Here is a 17988-nt window from a genome sequence, read left to right as displayed (position 1 = left end):
AGATAGAATCTACTTTATAGGCTCTTTGATGATATGGGGCACACCTTGCAAGCCTGCCTTTCGCAGCTTTAGACCCATTATTAGAAGAGTAGAACTAATATTCCCTTGCTCTGTTGCTTCATCAAAGCGCACGCTACTTGGGTCAAAGCTCTTATTAAATACCTTTTTTAACACCGATATTTGCTCATTCTTTGTCTTAGCGTCTTGGATAAGCTTGGCAAATGCTGCTGCTTTGTTTATGGAGCTTTGCTCGATAATGCCTACAACCATAATCTTAAGTGTAGAATCCTTGGCATACTCTTCAAGTTTTTCTACTTCAGCTCTGCAGTATGGGCAGTTAGGGTCAAGCACGATGTAGGTTGTATATTTAGCTGCTTTATTGGTGATGGTGATCGTGCTATTTGGGTGCTGTTTGAATACTTCGAGCACACCCTTATCAACGATTTGCTTATTGTTTAGGCTTACCTTTTGCAAAAGTGTTTCAAGCTTTGCTTTAAAATTCTCATCTGTGGTAAAGATTAAATTTTGCGATATGCCTAGGGCGATTTTGCCACTATCATTTGCTAGTAGTGGTATCCAAAGCCCACCTTCTTGCTCTACCACGACAAAGGATAATCCTTGTAAGCCAGAGTCTTGGGTCAGTGCGACTTTGGTAGAGAGCCCTTGTGCTTCTAGAGTAGATTCTAGCTGCTTAGAATCTAGTGCGTTTGCATAGCTACCTAAACAAAGTGTGCTAAAAGCAAGCAAGCGCAAAATATGAGCGCGCGGTGAGCGAATGTATTGGGTCATTTTTTATCCTTTTTGATTGGTTTAAGATATCCTTGAGTGATAAGCTCTTTAGCGATTTTTTGGAAAACAGGTGCAGAAGTTTGTGAGCCATAGTAATGTTGCCCAGATGAGCCAAAGGTTACTACACCTATGACATAGGCATTTTCATCATCTTTTGCAAAGCCAAAAAATGAGCCGTTATAAGTCTCGCCATACCCTCCAGATGATGAAACTACGCGCGCTGTGCCTGTTTTCCCACCGACTATAATTTCCTCCACTCTTGCTGCCTTACCCGTGCCAGAATCTACAACTTTGATGAGTAGCTCTTGCATCTTTTGTGCGGTGGTGCTAGAGATCGCGCGCTTTGGGGCTTGCAGATTGGAGACATAGATGGAGTCATCTTGAGCGATAAAATGCTGCGTAATATGAGGTGTAACCAAGTATCCACCATTAACAAATGCCCCATAAGAGCGCAAAAGCTGCATAAAGGTAACGCGCACGCGATAGCCATAAGACACTGAAGCCTTCGCCGCGGAAGATTCTTGGCTTAGCTCACGTACGGATGGGATTATGCCATCTTTTTCGTAAGGCAGATCAACCCCTGTAATCTGCGCTAACCCAAATGCTTTGAGCCCATCATAAAACTCTCTCCCACTAAGTAGCATTGAGAGTTTGACCATTCCTACATTGCTTGATCGTAACAAGACATCTTCTATCGTGGGATTTTTGGGCATTATGGAGTCATCTTTGATGATATATCGTCCTACGCGATAGTAGCCATCGTTTAAGTCAATAGGACTTAGAGGGTTAATGAGCTTTTTCTCCAGCAATAGGGCGTAGACTAGGGGCTTAATCGTGCTACCGGGCTCAAAGGATTCTATCGCGCGGATTTTTAGGCTCGTGTAGTCTTGCTTGCGTATGGCTTTTGGATTGAAGCGATTGGAGGTGGCTAGGGCTAGAATCTGTCCTGTTTTTGGGTGTAGCACGCCCGCGATCACTTCATCTGAGTCAAATTCTCTAATGGCATCATCTAAGATAGATTCTAGCTTTTGCTGGAATTTAAGCGGAATGCCTAGTACCACATCAAAGCCATCGTAACGCTTTTGCTGAAGTGCGCCTTTGCTTTGAATGATATTAAACCCTATGTCGCGCCTACCTGATATTTTCCCGTGGCTCACTGCTTTAAGAACAGAGTCTTGCGATTTTTCGATACCATCGACACCTTTTGGAATTGTGAGCCCGAGCTCTTGCTCCTTTTTTGTGTAGCCTACAATAGGTTCTAGTAAGTCTGCATAAGGGTATTCCCTATCTATCCCGCTCACTTCGATACTAAGTCCAATTTTTTGCACAAGCTTGCCATTATTGTCTTCATACTCTTTGAAAACATCATAAGCCAGCAGTTTGCCATTAAGGGCTTTGAGATTAGCGGCAGTGTTGGGGCTTATGGTATAAGAGAGTGTGGTATAGTTTGTTTGGGCGAAAGCTTCTAAAATCTTGGATTTTGGTATGTGGCTGTATATTTCTAGAAGTTTGATGAAAAGTTCTTTTTTATCCGGGTCTATTGAGCGTGGATTGAAGCTTAGCTTATAGAGCTTTTTGCTCCGCGCAAGAGAGTAATTGTCTTTGGTATAAATGCTTCCACGCACAGCAATATCAGACTTGGTGATGATTAAAGTAGGCATTTTACGGGGTAAAACGACCTTAAAATACACAACAGCCAAAAAGACAATAAGCCCAACCAAAAGCAGTAGAAAAAAAACAAGAATCCTGCGAGATTTTTCTGACTGCATGCGCGAGAATCTAAATCAACTACACCTGGGTGCGTAAAATCTCTTTATATGCGCTTAAAGCCTTGTTGCGTACTTCTAGCATAAGCTTCATACTTGTTTCTGCTTTGCCTATGGCAATAGCTGCTTGATGAAGATCTTTGAGTTGCCCGCTTGCCATATCGGCAAGAGCTTTGTCGGATGTTTCTTGGACTTGATTAAGCTCATCAATGGACTTTTTCAAAAGCTTTGAGAACTCTCCATTTGATACACTCCCATCCCCAGCGACACGGGGAGACTTTGTAGAGCTTGTAGTAGAAAGCGCTTGATTTAAGCTAATTGTCTTAATCTCATCCATTGTATTCTCCGTGCTTGTGATCTTGTGTATTATATCGGTTTTTTGTAACTTTACTCAATTTACTCTATGCTTCTTAGTCATTATGCTTGCATCATTAAAATCGCATTTCCAGCCATAGTTTTCGCGCTTTGAAACGCTGCAACATTGGCTTGATAAGCCCTTGTAGCTTCAATGAGATCCGCCATTTCTACAACGGGATTGATATTGGGGTATGCCACATAACCTTCGGAGTTTGCATCAGGATGGTTTGGCTCATATTTCATAATCGGCGCACGATCATCACGCACAATTTTATCGATATAAACACCCATTATAGCAGGCTTTGGAGTTTTGCCTAAATCTCCTTCATTCAGTGGGTCTTCATACTCTATACCATTAGAGTTTTTCTCAAGCTTTTGGTTGAGAGTTTTATTGAAGTCAAATGCGCGGAATGAAATCATTTGTCGCCTATAAGGTCCGCCTTCATCAGTGCGCGTAGTATTTGCATTAGCAATATTGGCAGAGATTAGGTTGGCTCGGATTCTTTGAGCCGATAACCCATAGCCGCTAATATCAAATGAGTTGAAAAAGTTCATAGCCTACTCCTTATGAAATATTTTTACCAGCTTCGATGGCGTAATTTAAAATGCCTTTATGCTTTTTTAGTGCGGTGGTTAGCCCCTGATAGACAACAGAATTTTTCCCAAGCTCTGTCGTCTCAATATCTAAATCCACGCTATTGCCATCATTTCTTGCCAAATGCCCATCGCGGAAAAACATATCAGGCTTGTAAATATGACGCGAAGTGCGACTATCGTCTAGGTTAAAATGCTTAGGTTTTGTCTGCGCTATATGCAAGATTGGCGGCTTTTTATGCTCAAGAATCTCTGCTTGCTCTAGTGCTAGCATTTGTGTAAATTCTATATCTCTCGGGCGGTAAAATGGTGTATTTTGATTAGCAATATTGCCTGCTATCAAATCTTGTCGCAAAGAACGAAAATCCAATGCCTTGTATGCTAGAGAATAGACTTTAGACTCTACCGCAAAAGAAATCATTTATACTCCTTAGGGGCTTTTTCATCTCGTTATAAGCAAATTTGATTCCATATTGGGTGCTTTAGATTCTATACACATAGAATCTAATATTTGAGACTTTACTAGATTTTAGCTCTTTGTCATTGCGAGCAAACACTTTAGGATTTGTGAAGCAATCTACTTAGAGAACACAAAAGCTCTAGAACTAATTTTGAGATTCTATCTCGGCGGAGTTTGGCTTGAGAACTTAATATGATTTTAATATGAAGCTATAATGATGGCGACCCTTGAAAGATTCGAACTTCCGTGACTGCCTAGAAAGGGCAGTATCCTTGACCGCTAGATGAAAGGGTCTTATGAAAAGTGTTTATAGAAGAATTTGTAGAATCCAAACCCCAAAATTATGGGATTTCAAGGGGCGTTGGATTTTCTTTAAAAATCTTTGCTATCTCTTCGCGACTTGGGGCTTGGGCTTTGCTCTTGTATGGTCCTAAGAGATAGCGCGTATTTGGTTTATTGTCTAAGACAATATGCTGAATTCTGTAAGAATACTTCTTAATCAGTGCTAAAAACTCTGCATTTGGCTCTTTTTCAAACGCGCCAACTTGCCAATAGAATCCTTGCGTAGGCGCAGATCCATTAGATTGAGTCGGTGTGCTACTAGGCTTAGGAGTTTGAGGCTTGGGGTTAGATTCTATCTTGGGTGTCTCTGTAGCAGGTTTAGTTGCCGGTTTGGGAGCTTCTGGAGCTTTTTTTATTAATGCTTCTTGTTTTGGCTTTTCTGTCGGCTTAGGAGTTTGAGGCTTGGGGTTAGATTCTATCTTGGGTGTAACCTTAGGAGCTTGAGCAATCACTTCTTCAATGTTATTAAGTGCGCTATCAATATCAGTGCTAGTCTTGTCATCAGGAGCATTGATGGGCTCTTGCTCAAAGCCTAAATTCAAATCTTGTGGCATAGATGGCACACCATATGTATCAACAGGTTCTGGCACACTGCTATTTATGTCTTGCCCAAAATCTAGCGTGCCAAAATTGCCACTAAATAAATCATCTGCTGGTTTCATCGCATCTGTGTCGATAATTTTTGGCTGGGGTAGTGGCTCTTCTTTAGTGATGAGAAACTTCCACACCAAAAACACCACAACAATTACAATAACAATCGCTGCTATGACAACAAATACAGCTTTTTTTCCACTTGAAGACTGCTTGCTATTGCCTAGCAGGATTTCGCTTAATTCTTGTCTTTCTTCCATACTATACTCTCCTTAGTTACATATGTCTAGCCCACGAAGCTCCACGCTCCTTGGCATAAACCTCATAGGGCACAACAAGTATATTAAAGTCTCTTGGTAAATCAAGATTAGGAAAGACGCGCCATTCAAGTGGCATTTTTTGCCCAAGTTTTAGTGAAAGCGTGCGCGCAAGTCTCTGCCCTTCGCTCAAATCTGTGTGTCCCTTATGGATATATAAATGTAAATGACCCGGAGTTTTTGTATTGTATGCAGTGAAGTTGATAAAGCCTTCATCACGCAAGAGTAGCTGTGCTTTGTGATAGAAACGATCAGGGCTTCTACCATTATAATCAAATACGATATTTTCTACCTTATCACCGGGTAAAATCAAGCTATGGGCTATGATGATTTTGCGTGCGAAGTGATCTCTAATAATTTGGCTTGTAAGGATACTATTGACGCGCTGGAATTTATCAAATAGCAAACGCCCATTATAATGCACCTTTTGACCAAGACCATCAAGCTTCTTGAAGTAAAACGCGCTGTGCATTTTGATGAGCTTTAATTCCATTTCCGTCATATTGCGTCCTTAAAAAATGGGCTTTTGATAAACCACAAACCCTCTATTTAGCTCCTTGATTTCCGCTTTTATACTCTCCTGGAGTTTTGTATCGGTAATATTATCTAAAATATCAGCGATTTTGTGTGCTATCCATTCAAACTCTGCTTCTTTCATACCTCTAGCTGTCAGTGCTGGAGAGCCTATGCGGATACCACTTGTTACAAATGGACTTCGTTTTTCGCCAGGCACAGTGTTTTTATTTACCGTGATTCCAGCATTGCCTAGTGCAATGTCTGCGTCTTTCCCACTAAAATCTTTTGATAAAAAGCTTAGTAAAATAAGATGATTATCGCTTCCGCCACTCACCAAATCATACCCTCTAGTTACAAGCACTTCAGCCATCTTGCCAATGTTTGCCTTGACCTGTTTAGCATAAGTCTTCCACTCAGGCTTTAAATTCTCCTTAAAACCTACAGCTTTGCCTGCGATAATATGCATAAGCGGTCCACCTTGCAAGCCCGGGAATACGCTTTTATTGATCTTATTGGCAATGTCTTCATCATTTGTCAGGATAAGCCCTCCTCTAGGACCGCGCAATGTTTTATGTGTTGTGGAAGTCACTATGTCGCAGTGGGGGAGAGGGTTGGGGTATTCACCTGCGCACACAAGCCCAGCGATATGAGCAATATCTGCCATCAAAATCGCACCCACTTCATCAGCAATCTCCCTAAACTTGGCAAAATCTAGCTCTCTTGTATAGGCAGAAAAGCCACATACTAAAATTTTTGGCTTCACAAGTAGCGCACTTTGGCGTAGCTTGTCGTAATTAATCCTACCATCTAGCTCCACGCCATAAAAAAAGCTTTGATAAATCTGCCCTGTAATACTCACTTTCGCGCCGTGCGTAAGATGTCCACCGTGGCTTAGATCCATACCTAGAATCTTGTCATAAGGTTTAAGTAGTGCATTATAGACTGCGCCGTTTGCTTGGCTGCCAGAGTGTGGCTGTACATTGGCAAATTTCGCGCCAAAGAGCTTTTTGGCTCGCTCAATGGCTATAGATTCTATCGCATCGACAAATTCACAGCCCCCATAATACCGCTTATTGGGATAGCCTTCAGCATATTTGTTTGTCAGCACACTACCCATAGCTTCCATAACTGCTGGAAAGGTGTAATTCTCACTGGCAATCATCTCTAAATGCTCATTTTGGCGCGTAAGTTCCGCGTTGATAAGATTATAAATCTCTGCATCAACTCGTTCTATCTCATAGCTCATTATAACTCCTTAAGTAAGTGGTTTGCTAGATTCTGTGTCAGTAGCTTTTGTTTGGGACTTCATCGCTGGGAAAAGTAGCACATCTTTAATACTTTTGTTGTTTGTAAGTAACATTACAAGTCGGTCAATCCCTATACCCTGCCCTGCGGTTGGCGGCATACCATAGCCTAGTGCATTGACAAAGTCTTCGTCCATATATTGCGCCTCTTCATCGCCTGCATCTTTTTGGCGCACTTGGGCAAGGAATCGCTCATATTGGTCAAGTGGATCGTTTAGCTCGCTAAATCCGTTGGCAATTTCCTTGCCACCGATAAAGAGTTCAAACCGATCGGCAATGCTTGGATCTTCGTCGTTGCGCCTAGCTAGAGGGCTTATGTCTATAGGGTATTGTGTGATGAAGGTAGGATGGATGAGTTTAGATTCTACAAACTCACTAAAGGCGACATCTTGCAACTTGCCATAGTTGAGATTAGATTCTAGCTTTACACCCTTTTGCAAGAGATGGGTTTCTAGGCTTTTGGCATTCTCTAGTGCGGATTCTGGGATGTTGCCAATAGAGTGCAAACTCTCCTTGTAGCTTAGCACACTCCATTTGCTAAAATCCACTTCCACATCACCCCAAGGTAGTTTCGTAGGGAGATTGAGTTTCTCTAGCAAGTAGGCGAAAAACTCCTTTGTAAGTGTGATGAGTTCTTCATAAGTGCGATATGCCCAGTAAAATTCAATCATACTAAACTCTGGGTTGTGGGAGTGATCCATGCCCTCATTGCGGAAGTTGCGATTAAGCTCAAAAACTGCTTCAAACCCCCCTACAATAAGCCGTTTTAGATATAGTTCTGGTGCGATACGCAAGTAGCGATCTACATTTAAGGCATTATGACGGGTGATAAAGGGCTTGGCATTTGCACCTCCAGGGATTGGATGGAGCATCGGAGTCTCCACTTCTAAAAACCCCTTTTCTTCGAAAAATCTCCGCACAAGCGCGATAATGCGCGATCGTAAAATAAAAGTCTCCTTCACGCTAGGGTTCATAATCAAATCCACATACCGCTGGCGATAGCGTGCTTCAATATCAGTAAGTCCGTGGAATTTTTCTGGGAGTGGGATAATGGACTTGGTGAGAATCTTACACGCATTAGCGTGGATACTTAACTCGCCTGTTTTGGTAACAAAAGCATAGCCTGTGATATTAACAATATCGCCTACTTCAAGCAATTTCTTAACGACTAAAAACTCTTGCTCACTTAGCTCATTTTTGGACAAGTAAGCTTGCAGGATCGCACTTTCATCTTGGATTTTGATGAAGCAGGCTTTCCCCATAATGCGGATAAACTTCACGCGCCCCACAATCGACTCTAGTGGTTGCGACTCTGTTGCGTTAGATTCTAACTTGCTGGTTTGTGAGGTATTGGATTTTGATGTTGTAGATTCTAGCGATGAGGTGGATTCTAGAGCTTGGCTGGGGTTAGAATCTAGCAAATGCGCGTAGCATTGCAAAAATGCAGCATTGCTCATTGTGCGTGTAAGTGCGTTGGAGTAAGGGTTGAGTCCTAGCTCTCTTAGCGCGTTAGCTTTTTGGACTCTTTGAGCGATGTAGGTATTATCAAACATAGCACAACCACACAGATGATTACTTGCCACTTACGCTTTGCTGCGCAGTTTGCTTGATTTCTTCAATTCCTTGCGCAAAGCTCTTCGCACTTGCTTTGCCTTGGCTTATATTGCTTAGATTTTGCTTTGTCTCATTGACTACTGGCAGGCGCATAATCTTTTGCGCAACATTGATCATATTGACATACACTTGACTCTTTTCTCTAGCACTTTGTGCGAAATTCTCGCGGATAAAGTTGATTTGCGATACAGCATAGGCGATAAAGCTAAAGATGAAAAACACCTTAACTGAAGCAAACACAAAGCCTAAGCCCTTGTTAAGAAAATCTAAACGCAAAAATACAAGCTTGCTTGCTAGCACAACTCCAAGTAGCGTAAATAGCGCCCAGCACACAAGTAGCACGATGATAAATCCTAAAGTCGTATGGATCGTGGCACTGCCAAAATCATAGACATTTTTCAGCGCATTCCCTATGGGACTAGCAAATACTGAGCCTAAATACACACCAAGTAGTATTCCCACTAAGCTACAAAACTCCGAGACAAACCCAGAGGCAAACCCACGAAATCCAATTACGACAATAATAACAATCAGCGCGACATCGATATAATTCATCACCACTCTTTTTACGGAAAATTTAGCTTAAAAAGGCTACCATTGTAACTAAAGATACATAAAATCAAGGTAAATATTTTGAAAAAAGCTTCTGCGCAAGGCTTGCTAGAATCTACTTTTTCTCCCTACTTTTTCTCCCTACTTTTTCACACAATCACACTAAAATCTCACGCTCTTAACCCCAGCATACGCGTGAGAATGCGCAAGATTTTTAGCAAAGATTCTAGCGCTCTTTTTTTCACACGCCTTATGCTTGGCTTGCTTTATGCGCTAGGATTTTGTGCGTGGCTCTATGTTTTTGCGCTTATTGCAGGATTTTTCACACTAGATGCTAGCTTACTAGCACAAGCTTTTAGTGCGCTACTTCTAAGTATGCTTGTATTAGTAAGCTTTAGTATTTGGCTGCTTGTGCCTCGCGCCATTATTGGATATTTTGGGTTTTTTGCGGGGCTTTTGCTGTTTTATTGGATTGGGCTTTCATTTCGCTTTTCTATCGCGCCATTTTTGTTAGGCTTTGTGTGTGTCGGTATAGGACTTGTCTATGCGACTTTGTTTTATTTAGGGTTATATTTTACAAGCAAACTCTATCGCATTGCTTCGCTATTTATGCTAGGGATTATCGCACCATTTTCGTTTGATTGGTTTGTGCCTAAGGCGTGGCTGGCTTATAGTGTGTTTGGGGTAGGGGATTTGGCATTTGTGGGCATTATGTGTGCGCTGGCACTTGGGCTATATCGTGGGAGAGCTAGAAAAATACGGATTCTAGTAAGTGCGGCTATCTTGCTTATGTGCATAGATTGGCAGGAGATAGAATCTATGACAAGTGGGCATATCCAAGCACGCGCGCAGATCACGCCACTTGCAAGGGATATTGCCATTATGCAAAGTGCTATCCCTCAGGATCTCAAATGGGAGCAAAGCACCATAGATTCTGTGCTTGTAAGCATAGCTAGTGCGATAGATTCTGCCATAGCAGAATCTAAGCAGATGATCATTTTCCCAGAGACGATTTTACCCTTTGTGCTAAATGATGGACTAAGTTTCCCAAAGCAAGTGCTAGCAACACTTTTGGTAAAAAGTAGGGATATTGCTATCGTGCTTGGGGCTTTTAGCACGCAAGGTGCGCAGGTGCATAATTCCACTTATGTCTTTAGCAACTCTAGCTTGCAAATCTTGCATAAAGTTATTTTAGCCCCATTTGGCGAGAAGATCCCACTCCCAGACTTCTTAGCAAAGCCTTTGTATAGACTCTTTTTTGGCATAGAAAATAGACTACAAGCGGCTAAAGATCCGCAAGACTTTAGCGCGCTTGGCAGAATCTGGCGCAATGCAATCTGCTATGAGGGCACAAGTAAGGCAATCTATGTAGATGCTCCTAAGCACCTTGTGATGATTAGTAATAATGCGTGGTTTTACCCAAGTATCGAGCCATTTTTGCAGCGTGTGTTGCTAAAATACTACGCAAGATTACATAGTACAAGTATTGTGCATTCAGCAAATTACTCTGGCTCTATCATCATTACACCCTTTGTCGATGACATAAGGGCTGTTAGAATCTTGTCCCACAAGGAGTAGCATGCTACTACAAGCTAAAGCTTTATCACATCATTTTGATATGCCACTGTATGAGAATATCCATTTACAAGTAGATTCTGGGCAGAGTATTGCTATCCTTGGTGTCTCTGGCTCGGGGAAATCCACTCTGCTAGCAAATCTCTCCACTATGCTAAAGCCATGTAGCGGGTGTGTGGAGATTTTGGGGCAGGATATTTACGCGCTTAAAGAGTCTCAAAGACTTAGTCTCTTGCGTACAAAGCTTGGCATAATCTTTCAGTCCCACTATCTCTTTCGCGGGTTTAGTGCTAGGGAAAATTTAGAAGTAGGCACGATTTTGGCAAGGCAATCCATTGATATGCAACTTTTAGAAAACTTTGGCATAGCCCATACTTTGGAGCAAAACTCTGCTGATCTCTCTGGTGGGCAACAGCAACGACTCTCTATCGCACGTGTGCTAATGAAGCAGCCTACCATAATCTTTGCCGATGAACCCACGGGTAATTTAGACAAAGCGACTGCCCATAGCGTGATGGACGCCCTGTTAGCTTATATTGCAGACAAAAATGGTGCGCTTATCATCGCCACGCACGATGAGTCCATCGCTAAAAAATGCACCAAAATTTATCGCATACAAAAGCACGGCTTAGAGCCGTTGCAACTTCATTGAGTAAGCTTAAGCAACAAGTGTAAGAATAGCTATGAAACCACTAGAATCCACTTTGAACACTCCTGCTAAAATGCCCCTGAAGGTGCTTATTATCGCTGCTTGTCTTCTGAGTTTAATTGTCATCATAGCAAACTACTCCGTGCAGTTTCATCTAGGGGATACGCCTTTAACTTTCGGGGCTTTGGCTTACCCTTTTAGCTTTTTGCTCCTTGATGTGCTAAGCGAGAAGTATCGTCGCCAAGATGTTACAAAAGTCATCGCCTTAGCCATTTGCATTGCCTTCTACCCCTCTTATCTCTCTGCTACTTCGCAAATCGCACTCGCTTCCATTGCTGCTTTTTGTATCTCCCAACCCATTGATGTGGTAATTTTTTACGCGTTTAAGCGGTTTTTCCCTAAGTTGTGGTGGCTTAGGAATTGCTTTTCGACAATTTTTGCACAAAGCTTTGATACACTTATTTTCTTTAGCTTTGCGTTTTGGGGGGTGAAAAGCTTCAATGAGTGTATGGATATGGCAGTAGCAGACTATATGATCAAAGCCTTTGTGGGTGTGATGAATACGCCATTATTTTATATCCTTGCCATTAGGGCAAGGTGCCTATGGCAAAAATCTACCCTAGAATCTAAAAGGAGTAGGAAATGAATATTGTCAATCTTGATGCAAGCACACTTGGCGTAGATGCTGATTTTAGCGAGTTGAAGAATTTTGGTAGCTATGTGAGCTATCCGCTAACAAGCTATGAGGAGACTTATGAGCGCGTAAAAGATGCAGACATAATTCTAACCAACAAAGTCGTGCTAGATAAATCCCTACTCTCTAAGCTGCCTAATCTCAAGCTTATTGTTGTAACCGCTACTGGCACAAATATTGTTGATGTAGAGTATGCCAAGCAGCGCAATATTCCCGTGCGCAACGCTGCTGGTTACTCTACGCTAAGTGTCGCCCAGCATACGCTTACTTTCGCGCTAAATTTGTTTAGTCAAATGCCCTACTATGATGGCTATGTCAAACAGGGGGGATGGGCTAAAAGTGCTTGCTTTACGCATTTGGCACAAGGGAGAAGAGATATTGATGGCTGTTCGTGGGGGATTATTGGGCTAGGGGCTATTGGACAGAGAGTTGCTATGCTTGCCACAAGCTTTGGAGCTAGAGTGAGCTATACTTCAACAAGTGGGAAGAATACCGCACAAGCTTACCCGCATTTAGCCCTAGATGAGCTACTAACACAGAGTGATATTATTTCTATCCATGCTCCGCTAAACTCCGCAACCAAAGGACTAATAAATGCGCAAAAGCTCTCATTGCTCAAAAAAGACTGCGTGCTAATCAATGTCGGTAGAGGGGGGATTGTCGATGAAGATGCGCTGGCTTGCAGGCTAAAGAGTGGGGCGCAGTTCTACTATGCGTGCGATGTACTAGAGAGTGAGCCTATGAGAAGCGATCACCCATTTTTAGATTCTAGTATCCAAGATCGTTTGCTACTAAGCCCCCATATCGCCTATGCTTACCAAAACTCGCTAGAAACTTTGGTGCAAATGAGCATCGATAATGTCAAAGAGTTTTTAAAGGTGTAGGCTGTGCGTTATCTCTACACCACGACACAAGCACTTGATAAGCGTGCAATCTCAAGGTATCTCTTAAGTGATGAGCTACTTATGGAAAATGCTGCTAATGCTTTGCTTAAGCTTATTGATAAGCTCACGCATAAAGGTAGCGTGGTTACAATCGTGTGTGGGAGTGGAGATAATGGCGCAGATGGCTACGCTTGCGCTAGGAAGCTCCAAGGTAGCTATATCACTAGAATCTATGAGGCAAGAGAGCCTAAATCGCGCTTGTGTAAGATCCAAAGTGAGCGCGCGCAAGTGGCAGGCTGTGAGTGGGTCAAAAAGCTTCTGCCCTGTGATGTGCTGGTTGATTGTCTCTTTGGCAGTGGGTTTGCTGGGGAACTAAGCGCGGAGTCTATCAGGCTTTTGGAGCAGATGAATACTTGTGCGCGGATAAAAATCGCGTGCGATATACCAAGCGGACTAAATTTGCAAGGGTATGTGGAGTCCTATGCCTTTAGCGCGGATTACACGCTTAGTATGGGTGCGCTAAAAGTCGCGCTCTTTAGTGATATGGCAAAGGATATTGTCGGGCAGGTGCTAGTGGGAGATCTAGGTGTATCGCGAGAGCTTTTTGAAGTGCAAAGCCCCTTTTATCTCCTAGAAGAGAGTGATATGCGCTTGCCCCACCGCACGAAGCAAAACTGCCATAAAGGCACATTTGGGCATATTGCAGTTATTTCTGGGGAGAAGGCTGGAGCGGCAACGCTTAGTGCGTTAAGTGGGCTGAGAATGGGGGCGGGGCTAGTGAGTGTGGTTAGCAGGGATTGCGCTTTGGGTGAGCAAGGGCGCGTTGGCTTTTTGGCTAAAAATGGCGATTGCTGCGGCGAGTCTGCGGTCATTACCACTCAAGGTAACTCCCTTGACTCACCTTGCAAAGCCCCATTTTTAGCTCAAAAATCCTGCCGCGAGGATAATGGGCTAGAATCCCAAAAGCAGAGTGAAAAAGCTAGAATCTTTGCAGACAACCAAACCGCGCTAGAGTTGTCATCGCGAGCCGTGCAAAGCGGCGTGGCGATCCATAATCAAAACGCAGATTCTAGCCTTGAAGCTATGGATTGCCACGCAAGCACTAGCGCGCTTGCTCGCAATGACGGAAATAACGCCGCAAATGCAACCAACCCACAGACAGAAGCAAAAGTGGATTCTAGCAACGCCCAAAATCTAAACAACTCGGCGCAGGATTCTAGGATTTTGGAGCTACAAATCGGGGTTTTTCAAGGCGAGCAAGGGGATAAGACTTGCGGTCCATCCCCACAGCGAGCCGAAGAAATCCACGATTTTAGCCCGAAAGCCGAATCCACCAAGAAAGCCCAATCGACCTTACCCCAGCAAAATGAGCTTATGTATCCCCACTCAATCCCTGAGAATGCCAATGTCCTATGCCTAGGTATGGGGCTTGGCAGTGGCTTTGGCTGCTTGCTTGAGCCTAGCTTCATTGGAGATAGATTGTGTGTGCTTGATGCAGATGTGTTTTATGAGCACTCTTTACTCCCCCTCCTAGAATCCACTTCCGCGCACAATCTTGTCCTAACTCCCCATCCCAAAGAGTTCCACGCGCTTTTGCATTTATGCGGGCTGTTTAGTGGTGATATAGCAGAAGTCGCACACAATCGCTTCGAGTTAGCCCTGTGCTTCACTCAAGCCTACAAAGCCCCCACACTTCTGCTTAAAGGGGCAAACCCAATCATCGCTCATAATGGCAAGCTCTATATCAACCCCTTAGGCACAAGTGCGCTTGCTAAAGGTGGTAGTGGCGATGTGCTTAGCGGTGTTATCGCAAGCTATTTAGCGCAAGGTTTTAGCCCGCTAGATTCTGCGATTTATGGCTCACTAGCCCACGCCAAAGCCGCCACTAAAGAGAAAAACACCTATGCGCTAACGCCTTTGCGCTTGATTGAGCATTTAGGCGCGCTATAACTTCACAAGAGAGCCTAAACACTAGAATCTAAAAAGATACAGCAGAGAAATAGCGCTTCTTGCTATTGCTAGCAAGAAGCAAGGACTTATAAGATTGAAGCAGATTGCACAGGTGCTAAGTAGCATTAGTGCGTGGTGATAGGCTGACCTTTAGCTGTGTAGCAGTCTTTGCTAATGATAAATAGTGTCCAAGATGATACGCTTATATCGACATTGACAAGTGCATCACTCGCACCTACGCCTTCTTTGTCTTTCTTAGCGGCGACTTCAAGAGCCTTTGCCACAGCTCCACTTACGCGGTTTTGTGTATTGCCAAGCGGGAAGCCAAACAAATACCAAACACAATCTTTCCCCTTGACATAATCACCCTTTTTGACATTTTGTAAAGGTAGATTCTCCGTAGAAGCCACAGAAAATCTCGCTACATTTTGCGAGCACCCGGCAAAAAACAAAGCCCCCACAACAATCCCAAACAACAAAGTCTTCTTCATACAAAACTCCAAACATATACTCTAAAACCAATCCCCTATAAAGCTGATTCTAGGCGCGGTATTATAGTATGCCATCCTATTAAAACTGCTTATTTAAGTAGTAGGTAGATTCTAGCCTAGGCTAGAATCTAAATGCGCTTTTGATAGGGCTAGTAGAATCTAGTGGCGATGGTTTGGACTATGGAGTGTAGAGAGTTTTCTAGGGCGTCTTTTAGGGTGTTTAGATGATTTGGCTTGATGAAGAGAGCTTTGCTATCCTTGCGGGCAAAGCCGCTATCGCGGTAGGCATAAAAGGCTTGTAAGACTTCTTCTACACTTTTTGCGTGGCACATAAGCTTATGCTCCAATAAATAGCAGTCGTGATAAAGCAAAAGCGAGCGAGTGGAAATAGTGGGAATCCCTAGGAAGCAAGCTTCAAGATTCATAGTCCCCCCACCTCCTAGCAGCAAGCTAGCGTGTGCGTATAAATCGTGCGGGGCGATTATCTCTTGTGCGATTTGGACATTGCTATAAGCACCAAACTCCGCTTCAAGCTGGGATGTATCATAGCGAGGAATAATCAGTAGGCGCACTCTTTCTTGGGCTAGTAAATGCACGCTCTCATACCATAGGCGATATTGCGCCTTGACATAGTGGGCTTTATACTCTTCTTCACGCGCGATGATAAGTGGGATGGCATTGGGCAGTGAGCTTTGGGTAATGAAGCTTGGGAGAATTGAGCTAGAGATGGATGAGCTAGAATCTAGCCAGAGTGCTATATCGATAAAATCATAGCTATAAACATTGCTAGATTCTAGCCCAAAGCCACTAAAGACAGATGAAGGGATCACAAATGGGTGAAAAAGCACGCTTGAGAGTGGTATGCTTAGGCGTGCTAGAGCGGTGATGTCTTTGGGATCATAAGCGTGCCCAGCGATAGGTGTGTCGGCAAAATGCACGATAGGAATCCCTAGTCCAAAGGCACACTGCGCCCCCTCCACACTCGCTCCACTCATAAACACTCTAGGCGTGCCAATCTTGCCAAAAAGCGATAGAAACTCCTGCTCTCTTTGCACTCTTGCGTGGTATTTGCCAAGCTTATCTGCTCCGCCATAGCCCCCCACACTGCAAATTTGTAAGCGTACATCCTTTTTAGCATAGCTAGATTCTACCTTGGAGAGAATCCGCGCACACTCTGTGTAGTTAGGAGACTCTCTTGTGGTGATTAGGATAGAATCTAGCTCCAAAAGCCTTGGCAAGAATGCCGAGAAAAACAGAGCGTACTTAGGGTCTGTAATATCAAGCCATAACATTTAATTTTTATATGCGTTACTACAATGTCTGTTCAAACTCTGCAAGGATTTGCGCAATATAGGCAATGTGTGAAAAGTCTAAATGCTCACCAATGGGCAGGCTTAGGGTAGTGCTTGCACGATGCTTGGCATTAGGAGCTGGGTGGATAGCTACATCATCACAGGCTTGCAAAATAGCAATCTCGCTAAGTGCATTAGGATAATGCACACCACACTCTACTCCCCTTTGGCGCAAAAACTCTAGTAGCTCATCGCGCTTAGATTCTGCACGCGCAGAGCACTCAACCACAAACAAATGCCACACGCTTTGGGTAAATACGCTAGGCAGTTTAAGATAAGCAAATCGCTCAAGCTGCGTGCAATACTCTCTAGCACATCGCTGGCGGTGGGCATTGTGGCTATCAAGTGAAGCAAGTTTTAGGTGTAGGATTTTTGCTTGGATGCTATCAAGCCTAGAGTTCCGCCCTAGTGATAAGTGGGTATTTTTTTCCCATATACCATTGTGGAATCTCTGCCCGTGGTTTGCTAGCTCGCGTGCTTTTTGCACTAGGGCTAAATCTTTTGAGACCACTGCTCCACCATCACCATAGCAGCCTAGATTCTTCCCCGGATAGAAGCTAAAGCAAGCAATATCGCCGATACTCCCAGCTCTACGCCCTCTTTCATCGCTTGCGCCGTGCGCTTGCGCGCAGTCTTCAATGAGCTTTAAAGAGTGTTTTTGCGCATAAGCTTCAATCGCACTTATATTTTGCATAGCCCCATATAAATGCGTACATAAAATCGCGCGAGTTTGTGGTGTGAGCATAGAATCTTTGGGGATAAAGCTCCCATCTTCTTCACAATCTACAATCACTGCTTTCATATCTGCATTAAGCACTGCTTCCACACAGGCGAAATACGCGTTTGCTGGCACTATGATCTCACTCTTTGGCGGAAGATCAAGTGCTGCTATGGCGATTTCTAGAGCGTCTGTGCCATTACCTACACCTACACAGCGATTAGGGTGGGTGTTGCTACTAAGGTTTTGTATGCGCCATTCTAGAGCTTGCTCCATACTAAGCTCTGGATCATTCTCATAGGAGAATATATAATCACTAAAGCTTTGCTCAAACGCACTCACAGCACTCCCTAGCACAAACTCCGCACTTTGGCATACTTCTCGTATCCCTGCTAGAATCTCTCTCTCCATATCGCTAAACTGCGCTTTTAGATCCAAAAATGCAACTTGCTCTACCTTTTGCATTACAACCC

The 17988-nt window shown here is 43.5% G+C and carries 18 protein-coding genes and 1 tRNA gene; 5 read left to right on the top strand and 14 right to left on the bottom strand.

Going from position 1 to position 17988, the window contains the following annotated elements; genetic code table 11:
* Window positions 1–9 precede the first annotated feature (9 nt).
* The 11 genes from IKB69_RS06190 to IKB69_RS06140 all read right to left on the bottom strand — a co-directional run bounded on the left by IKB69_RS06190 (window position 10) and on the right by IKB69_RS06140 (window position 9205).
* A complete protein-coding gene (locus tag IKB69_RS06190; RefSeq protein WP_290947426.1) occupies window positions 10–789 on the bottom strand; it encodes a hypothetical protein in 780 nt (259 codons plus the stop codon).
* Window positions 786–2558: a penicillin-binding protein 2 gene (locus IKB69_RS06185; RefSeq protein ID WP_290947423.1), complete on the bottom strand. Its 1773-nt coding sequence runs from the start codon at window positions 2556–2558 to the stop codon at window positions 786–788. The genes IKB69_RS06190 and IKB69_RS06185 overlap by 4 nt, the downstream gene beginning before the upstream one ends.
* Before the next feature lie 19 nt (window positions 2559–2577).
* The gene (gene fliE / locus IKB69_RS06180) at window positions 2578–2892 is read right to left on the bottom strand and encodes a flagellar hook-basal body complex protein FliE (RefSeq protein WP_290947420.1); all 315 of its coding nucleotides are present in this window, start codon (window positions 2890–2892) and stop codon (window positions 2578–2580) included.
* An 80-nt stretch (window positions 2893–2972) separates the two neighbouring features.
* Complete coding sequence (gene flgC, locus IKB69_RS06175) at window positions 2973–3467, bottom strand: flagellar basal body rod protein FlgC (RefSeq protein WP_290947417.1); 495 nt, start codon at window positions 3465–3467, stop codon at window positions 2973–2975.
* Window positions 3468–3477: 10 nt separating this feature from the next.
* Window positions 3478–3927, bottom strand: coding sequence for a flagellar basal body rod protein FlgB (flgB, locus tag IKB69_RS06170; protein ID WP_290947414.1), 450 nt, complete (start codon window positions 3925–3927; stop codon window positions 3478–3480).
* A 257-nt stretch (window positions 3928–4184) separates the two neighbouring features.
* Window positions 4185–4260 (bottom strand) — tRNA-Glu (locus IKB69_RS06165).
* 47 nt (window positions 4261–4307) lie between these two features.
* Window positions 4308–5159: an SPOR domain-containing protein gene (locus IKB69_RS06160; RefSeq protein WP_290947411.1), complete on the bottom strand. Its 852-nt coding sequence runs from the start codon at window positions 5157–5159 to the stop codon at window positions 4308–4310.
* Between the two features lie 16 nt (window positions 5160–5175).
* Window positions 5176–5718 carry a DUF1882 domain-containing protein gene (locus IKB69_RS06155; protein ID WP_290947407.1) on the bottom strand — a complete coding sequence of 181 codons (543 nt, stop codon included), beginning with the start codon at window positions 5716–5718 and terminating at the stop codon, window positions 5176–5178.
* A gap of 9 nt (window positions 5719–5727) precedes the next feature.
* A complete protein-coding gene (locus IKB69_RS06150) occupies window positions 5728–6978 on the bottom strand; it encodes a serine hydroxymethyltransferase (protein WP_290947404.1) in 1251 nt (416 codons plus the stop codon).
* A gap of 9 nt (window positions 6979–6987) precedes the next feature.
* Window positions 6988–8589 (bottom strand): lysine--tRNA ligase, encoded by a 1602-nt coding sequence (gene lysS / locus IKB69_RS06145; RefSeq protein WP_290947612.1) that lies wholly within the window; start codon window positions 8587–8589, stop codon window positions 6988–6990.
* Window positions 8590–8608: 19 nt separating this feature from the next.
* Entirely contained in the window at window positions 8609–9205 is a 597-nt protein-coding gene (locus tag IKB69_RS06140) for a CvpA family protein (RefSeq protein ID WP_290947400.1), read from the bottom strand.
* A 78-nt stretch (window positions 9206–9283) separates the two neighbouring features.
* Here IKB69_RS06140 and lnt point away from each other — a divergent pair, with 78 nt between their 5' ends.
* Genes lnt through IKB69_RS06115 form a run of 5 tightly spaced genes read left to right on the top strand, consistent with a single transcriptional unit; the run spans window position 9284 to window position 14954 of the window.
* On the top strand, window positions 9284–10780 hold the full coding sequence (gene lnt, locus IKB69_RS06135) for an apolipoprotein N-acyltransferase (protein WP_290947397.1): 1497 nt from the start codon (window positions 9284–9286) through the stop codon (window positions 10778–10780).
* A gap of 1 nt (window position 10781) precedes the next feature.
* Window positions 10782–11429 carry an ATP-binding cassette domain-containing protein gene (locus IKB69_RS06130; RefSeq protein WP_290947394.1) on the top strand — a complete coding sequence of 216 codons (648 nt, stop codon included), beginning with the start codon at window positions 10782–10784 and terminating at the stop codon, window positions 11427–11429.
* Between the two features lie 31 nt (window positions 11430–11460).
* Entirely contained in the window at window positions 11461–12072 is a 612-nt protein-coding gene (locus IKB69_RS06125; RefSeq protein WP_290947390.1) for a queuosine precursor transporter, read from the top strand.
* Entirely contained in the window at window positions 12069–13004 is a 936-nt protein-coding gene (locus tag IKB69_RS06120) for a D-2-hydroxyacid dehydrogenase (protein ID WP_290947387.1), read from the top strand. The genes IKB69_RS06125 and IKB69_RS06120 overlap by 4 nt, the downstream gene beginning before the upstream one ends.
* Window positions 13005–13007: 3 nt before the next feature.
* Window positions 13008–14954 (top strand): NAD(P)H-hydrate epimerase, encoded by a 1947-nt coding sequence (locus tag IKB69_RS06115; RefSeq protein ID WP_290947384.1) that lies wholly within the window; start codon window positions 13008–13010, stop codon window positions 14952–14954.
* A gap of 125 nt (window positions 14955–15079) precedes the next feature.
* On the opposite strand, the gene IKB69_RS06110 is transcribed toward IKB69_RS06115, so the two are convergent.
* From IKB69_RS06110 to IKB69_RS06100, 3 genes are all read right to left on the bottom strand, one after another.
* Window positions 15080–15445, bottom strand: coding sequence for a hypothetical protein (locus tag IKB69_RS06110; RefSeq protein WP_290947381.1), 366 nt, complete (start codon window positions 15443–15445; stop codon window positions 15080–15082).
* Window positions 15446–15594: 149 nt separating this feature from the next.
* The gene (locus IKB69_RS06105) at window positions 15595–16737 is read right to left on the bottom strand and encodes a DUF354 domain-containing protein (RefSeq protein WP_290947378.1); all 1143 of its coding nucleotides are present in this window, start codon (window positions 16735–16737) and stop codon (window positions 15595–15597) included.
* Window positions 16738–16756: 19 nt separating this feature from the next.
* A complete protein-coding gene (locus tag IKB69_RS06100; protein ID WP_290947375.1) occupies window positions 16757–17980 on the bottom strand; it encodes a DegT/DnrJ/EryC1/StrS family aminotransferase in 1224 nt (407 codons plus the stop codon).
* Window positions 17981–17988: the final 8 nt, after the last annotated feature.

Origin of the sequence: Helicobacter sp., from assembly GCF_017502485.1 — a bacterium.
Classification (GTDB): domain Bacteria; phylum Campylobacterota; class Campylobacteria; order Campylobacterales; family Helicobacteraceae; genus Helicobacter_B.
This window is presented reverse-complemented; position numbering and strand designations above follow the sequence as displayed.

Bases quoted from the DNA above. Each gene is read 5' to 3' on its own strand.
- IKB69_RS06125 (WP_290947390.1), top strand. From the start codon at position 11,461: ATGAAACCACTAGAATCCACTTTGAACACTCCTGCTAAAATGCCCCTG.
- fliE (WP_290947420.1), bottom strand. From the start codon at position 2,892: ATGGATGAGATTAAGACAATTAGCTTAAATCAAGCGCTTTCTACTACA.
- IKB69_RS06150 (WP_290947404.1), bottom strand. From the start codon at position 6,978: ATGAGCTATGAGATAGAACGAGTTGATGCAGAGATTTATAATCTTATC.
- IKB69_RS06105 (WP_290947378.1), bottom strand. From the start codon at position 16,737: ATGTTATGGCTTGATATTACAGACCCTAAGTACGCTCTGTTTTTCTCG.
- IKB69_RS06185 (WP_290947423.1), bottom strand. From the start codon at position 2,558: ATGCAGTCAGAAAAATCTCGCAGGATTCTTGTTTTTTTTCTACTGCTT.
- lysS (WP_290947612.1), bottom strand. From the start codon at position 8,589: ATGTTTGATAATACCTACATCGCTCAAAGAGTCCAAAAAGCTAACGCG.
- IKB69_RS06160 (WP_290947411.1), bottom strand. From the start codon at position 5,159: ATGGAAGAAAGACAAGAATTAAGCGAAATCCTGCTAGGCAATAGCAAG.
- IKB69_RS06110 (WP_290947381.1), bottom strand. From the start codon at position 15,445: ATGAAGAAGACTTTGTTGTTTGGGATTGTTGTGGGGGCTTTGTTTTTT.
- IKB69_RS06100 (WP_290947375.1), bottom strand. From the start codon at position 17,980: ATGCAAAAGGTAGAGCAAGTTGCATTTTTGGATCTAAAAGCGCAGTTT.
- IKB69_RS06190 (WP_290947426.1), bottom strand. From the start codon at position 789: ATGACCCAATACATTCGCTCACCGCGCGCTCATATTTTGCGCTTGCTT.
- IKB69_RS06140 (WP_290947400.1), bottom strand. From the start codon at position 9,205: ATGAATTATATCGATGTCGCGCTGATTGTTATTATTGTCGTAATTGGA.
- flgB (WP_290947414.1), bottom strand. From the start codon at position 3,927: ATGATTTCTTTTGCGGTAGAGTCTAAAGTCTATTCTCTAGCATACAAG.
- IKB69_RS06120 (WP_290947387.1), top strand. From the start codon at position 12,069: ATGAATATTGTCAATCTTGATGCAAGCACACTTGGCGTAGATGCTGAT.
- flgC (WP_290947417.1), bottom strand. From the start codon at position 3,467: ATGAACTTTTTCAACTCATTTGATATTAGCGGCTATGGGTTATCGGCT.
- IKB69_RS06155 (WP_290947407.1), bottom strand. From the start codon at position 5,718: ATGACGGAAATGGAATTAAAGCTCATCAAAATGCACAGCGCGTTTTAC.
- IKB69_RS06130 (WP_290947394.1), top strand. From the start codon at position 10,782: ATGCTACTACAAGCTAAAGCTTTATCACATCATTTTGATATGCCACTG.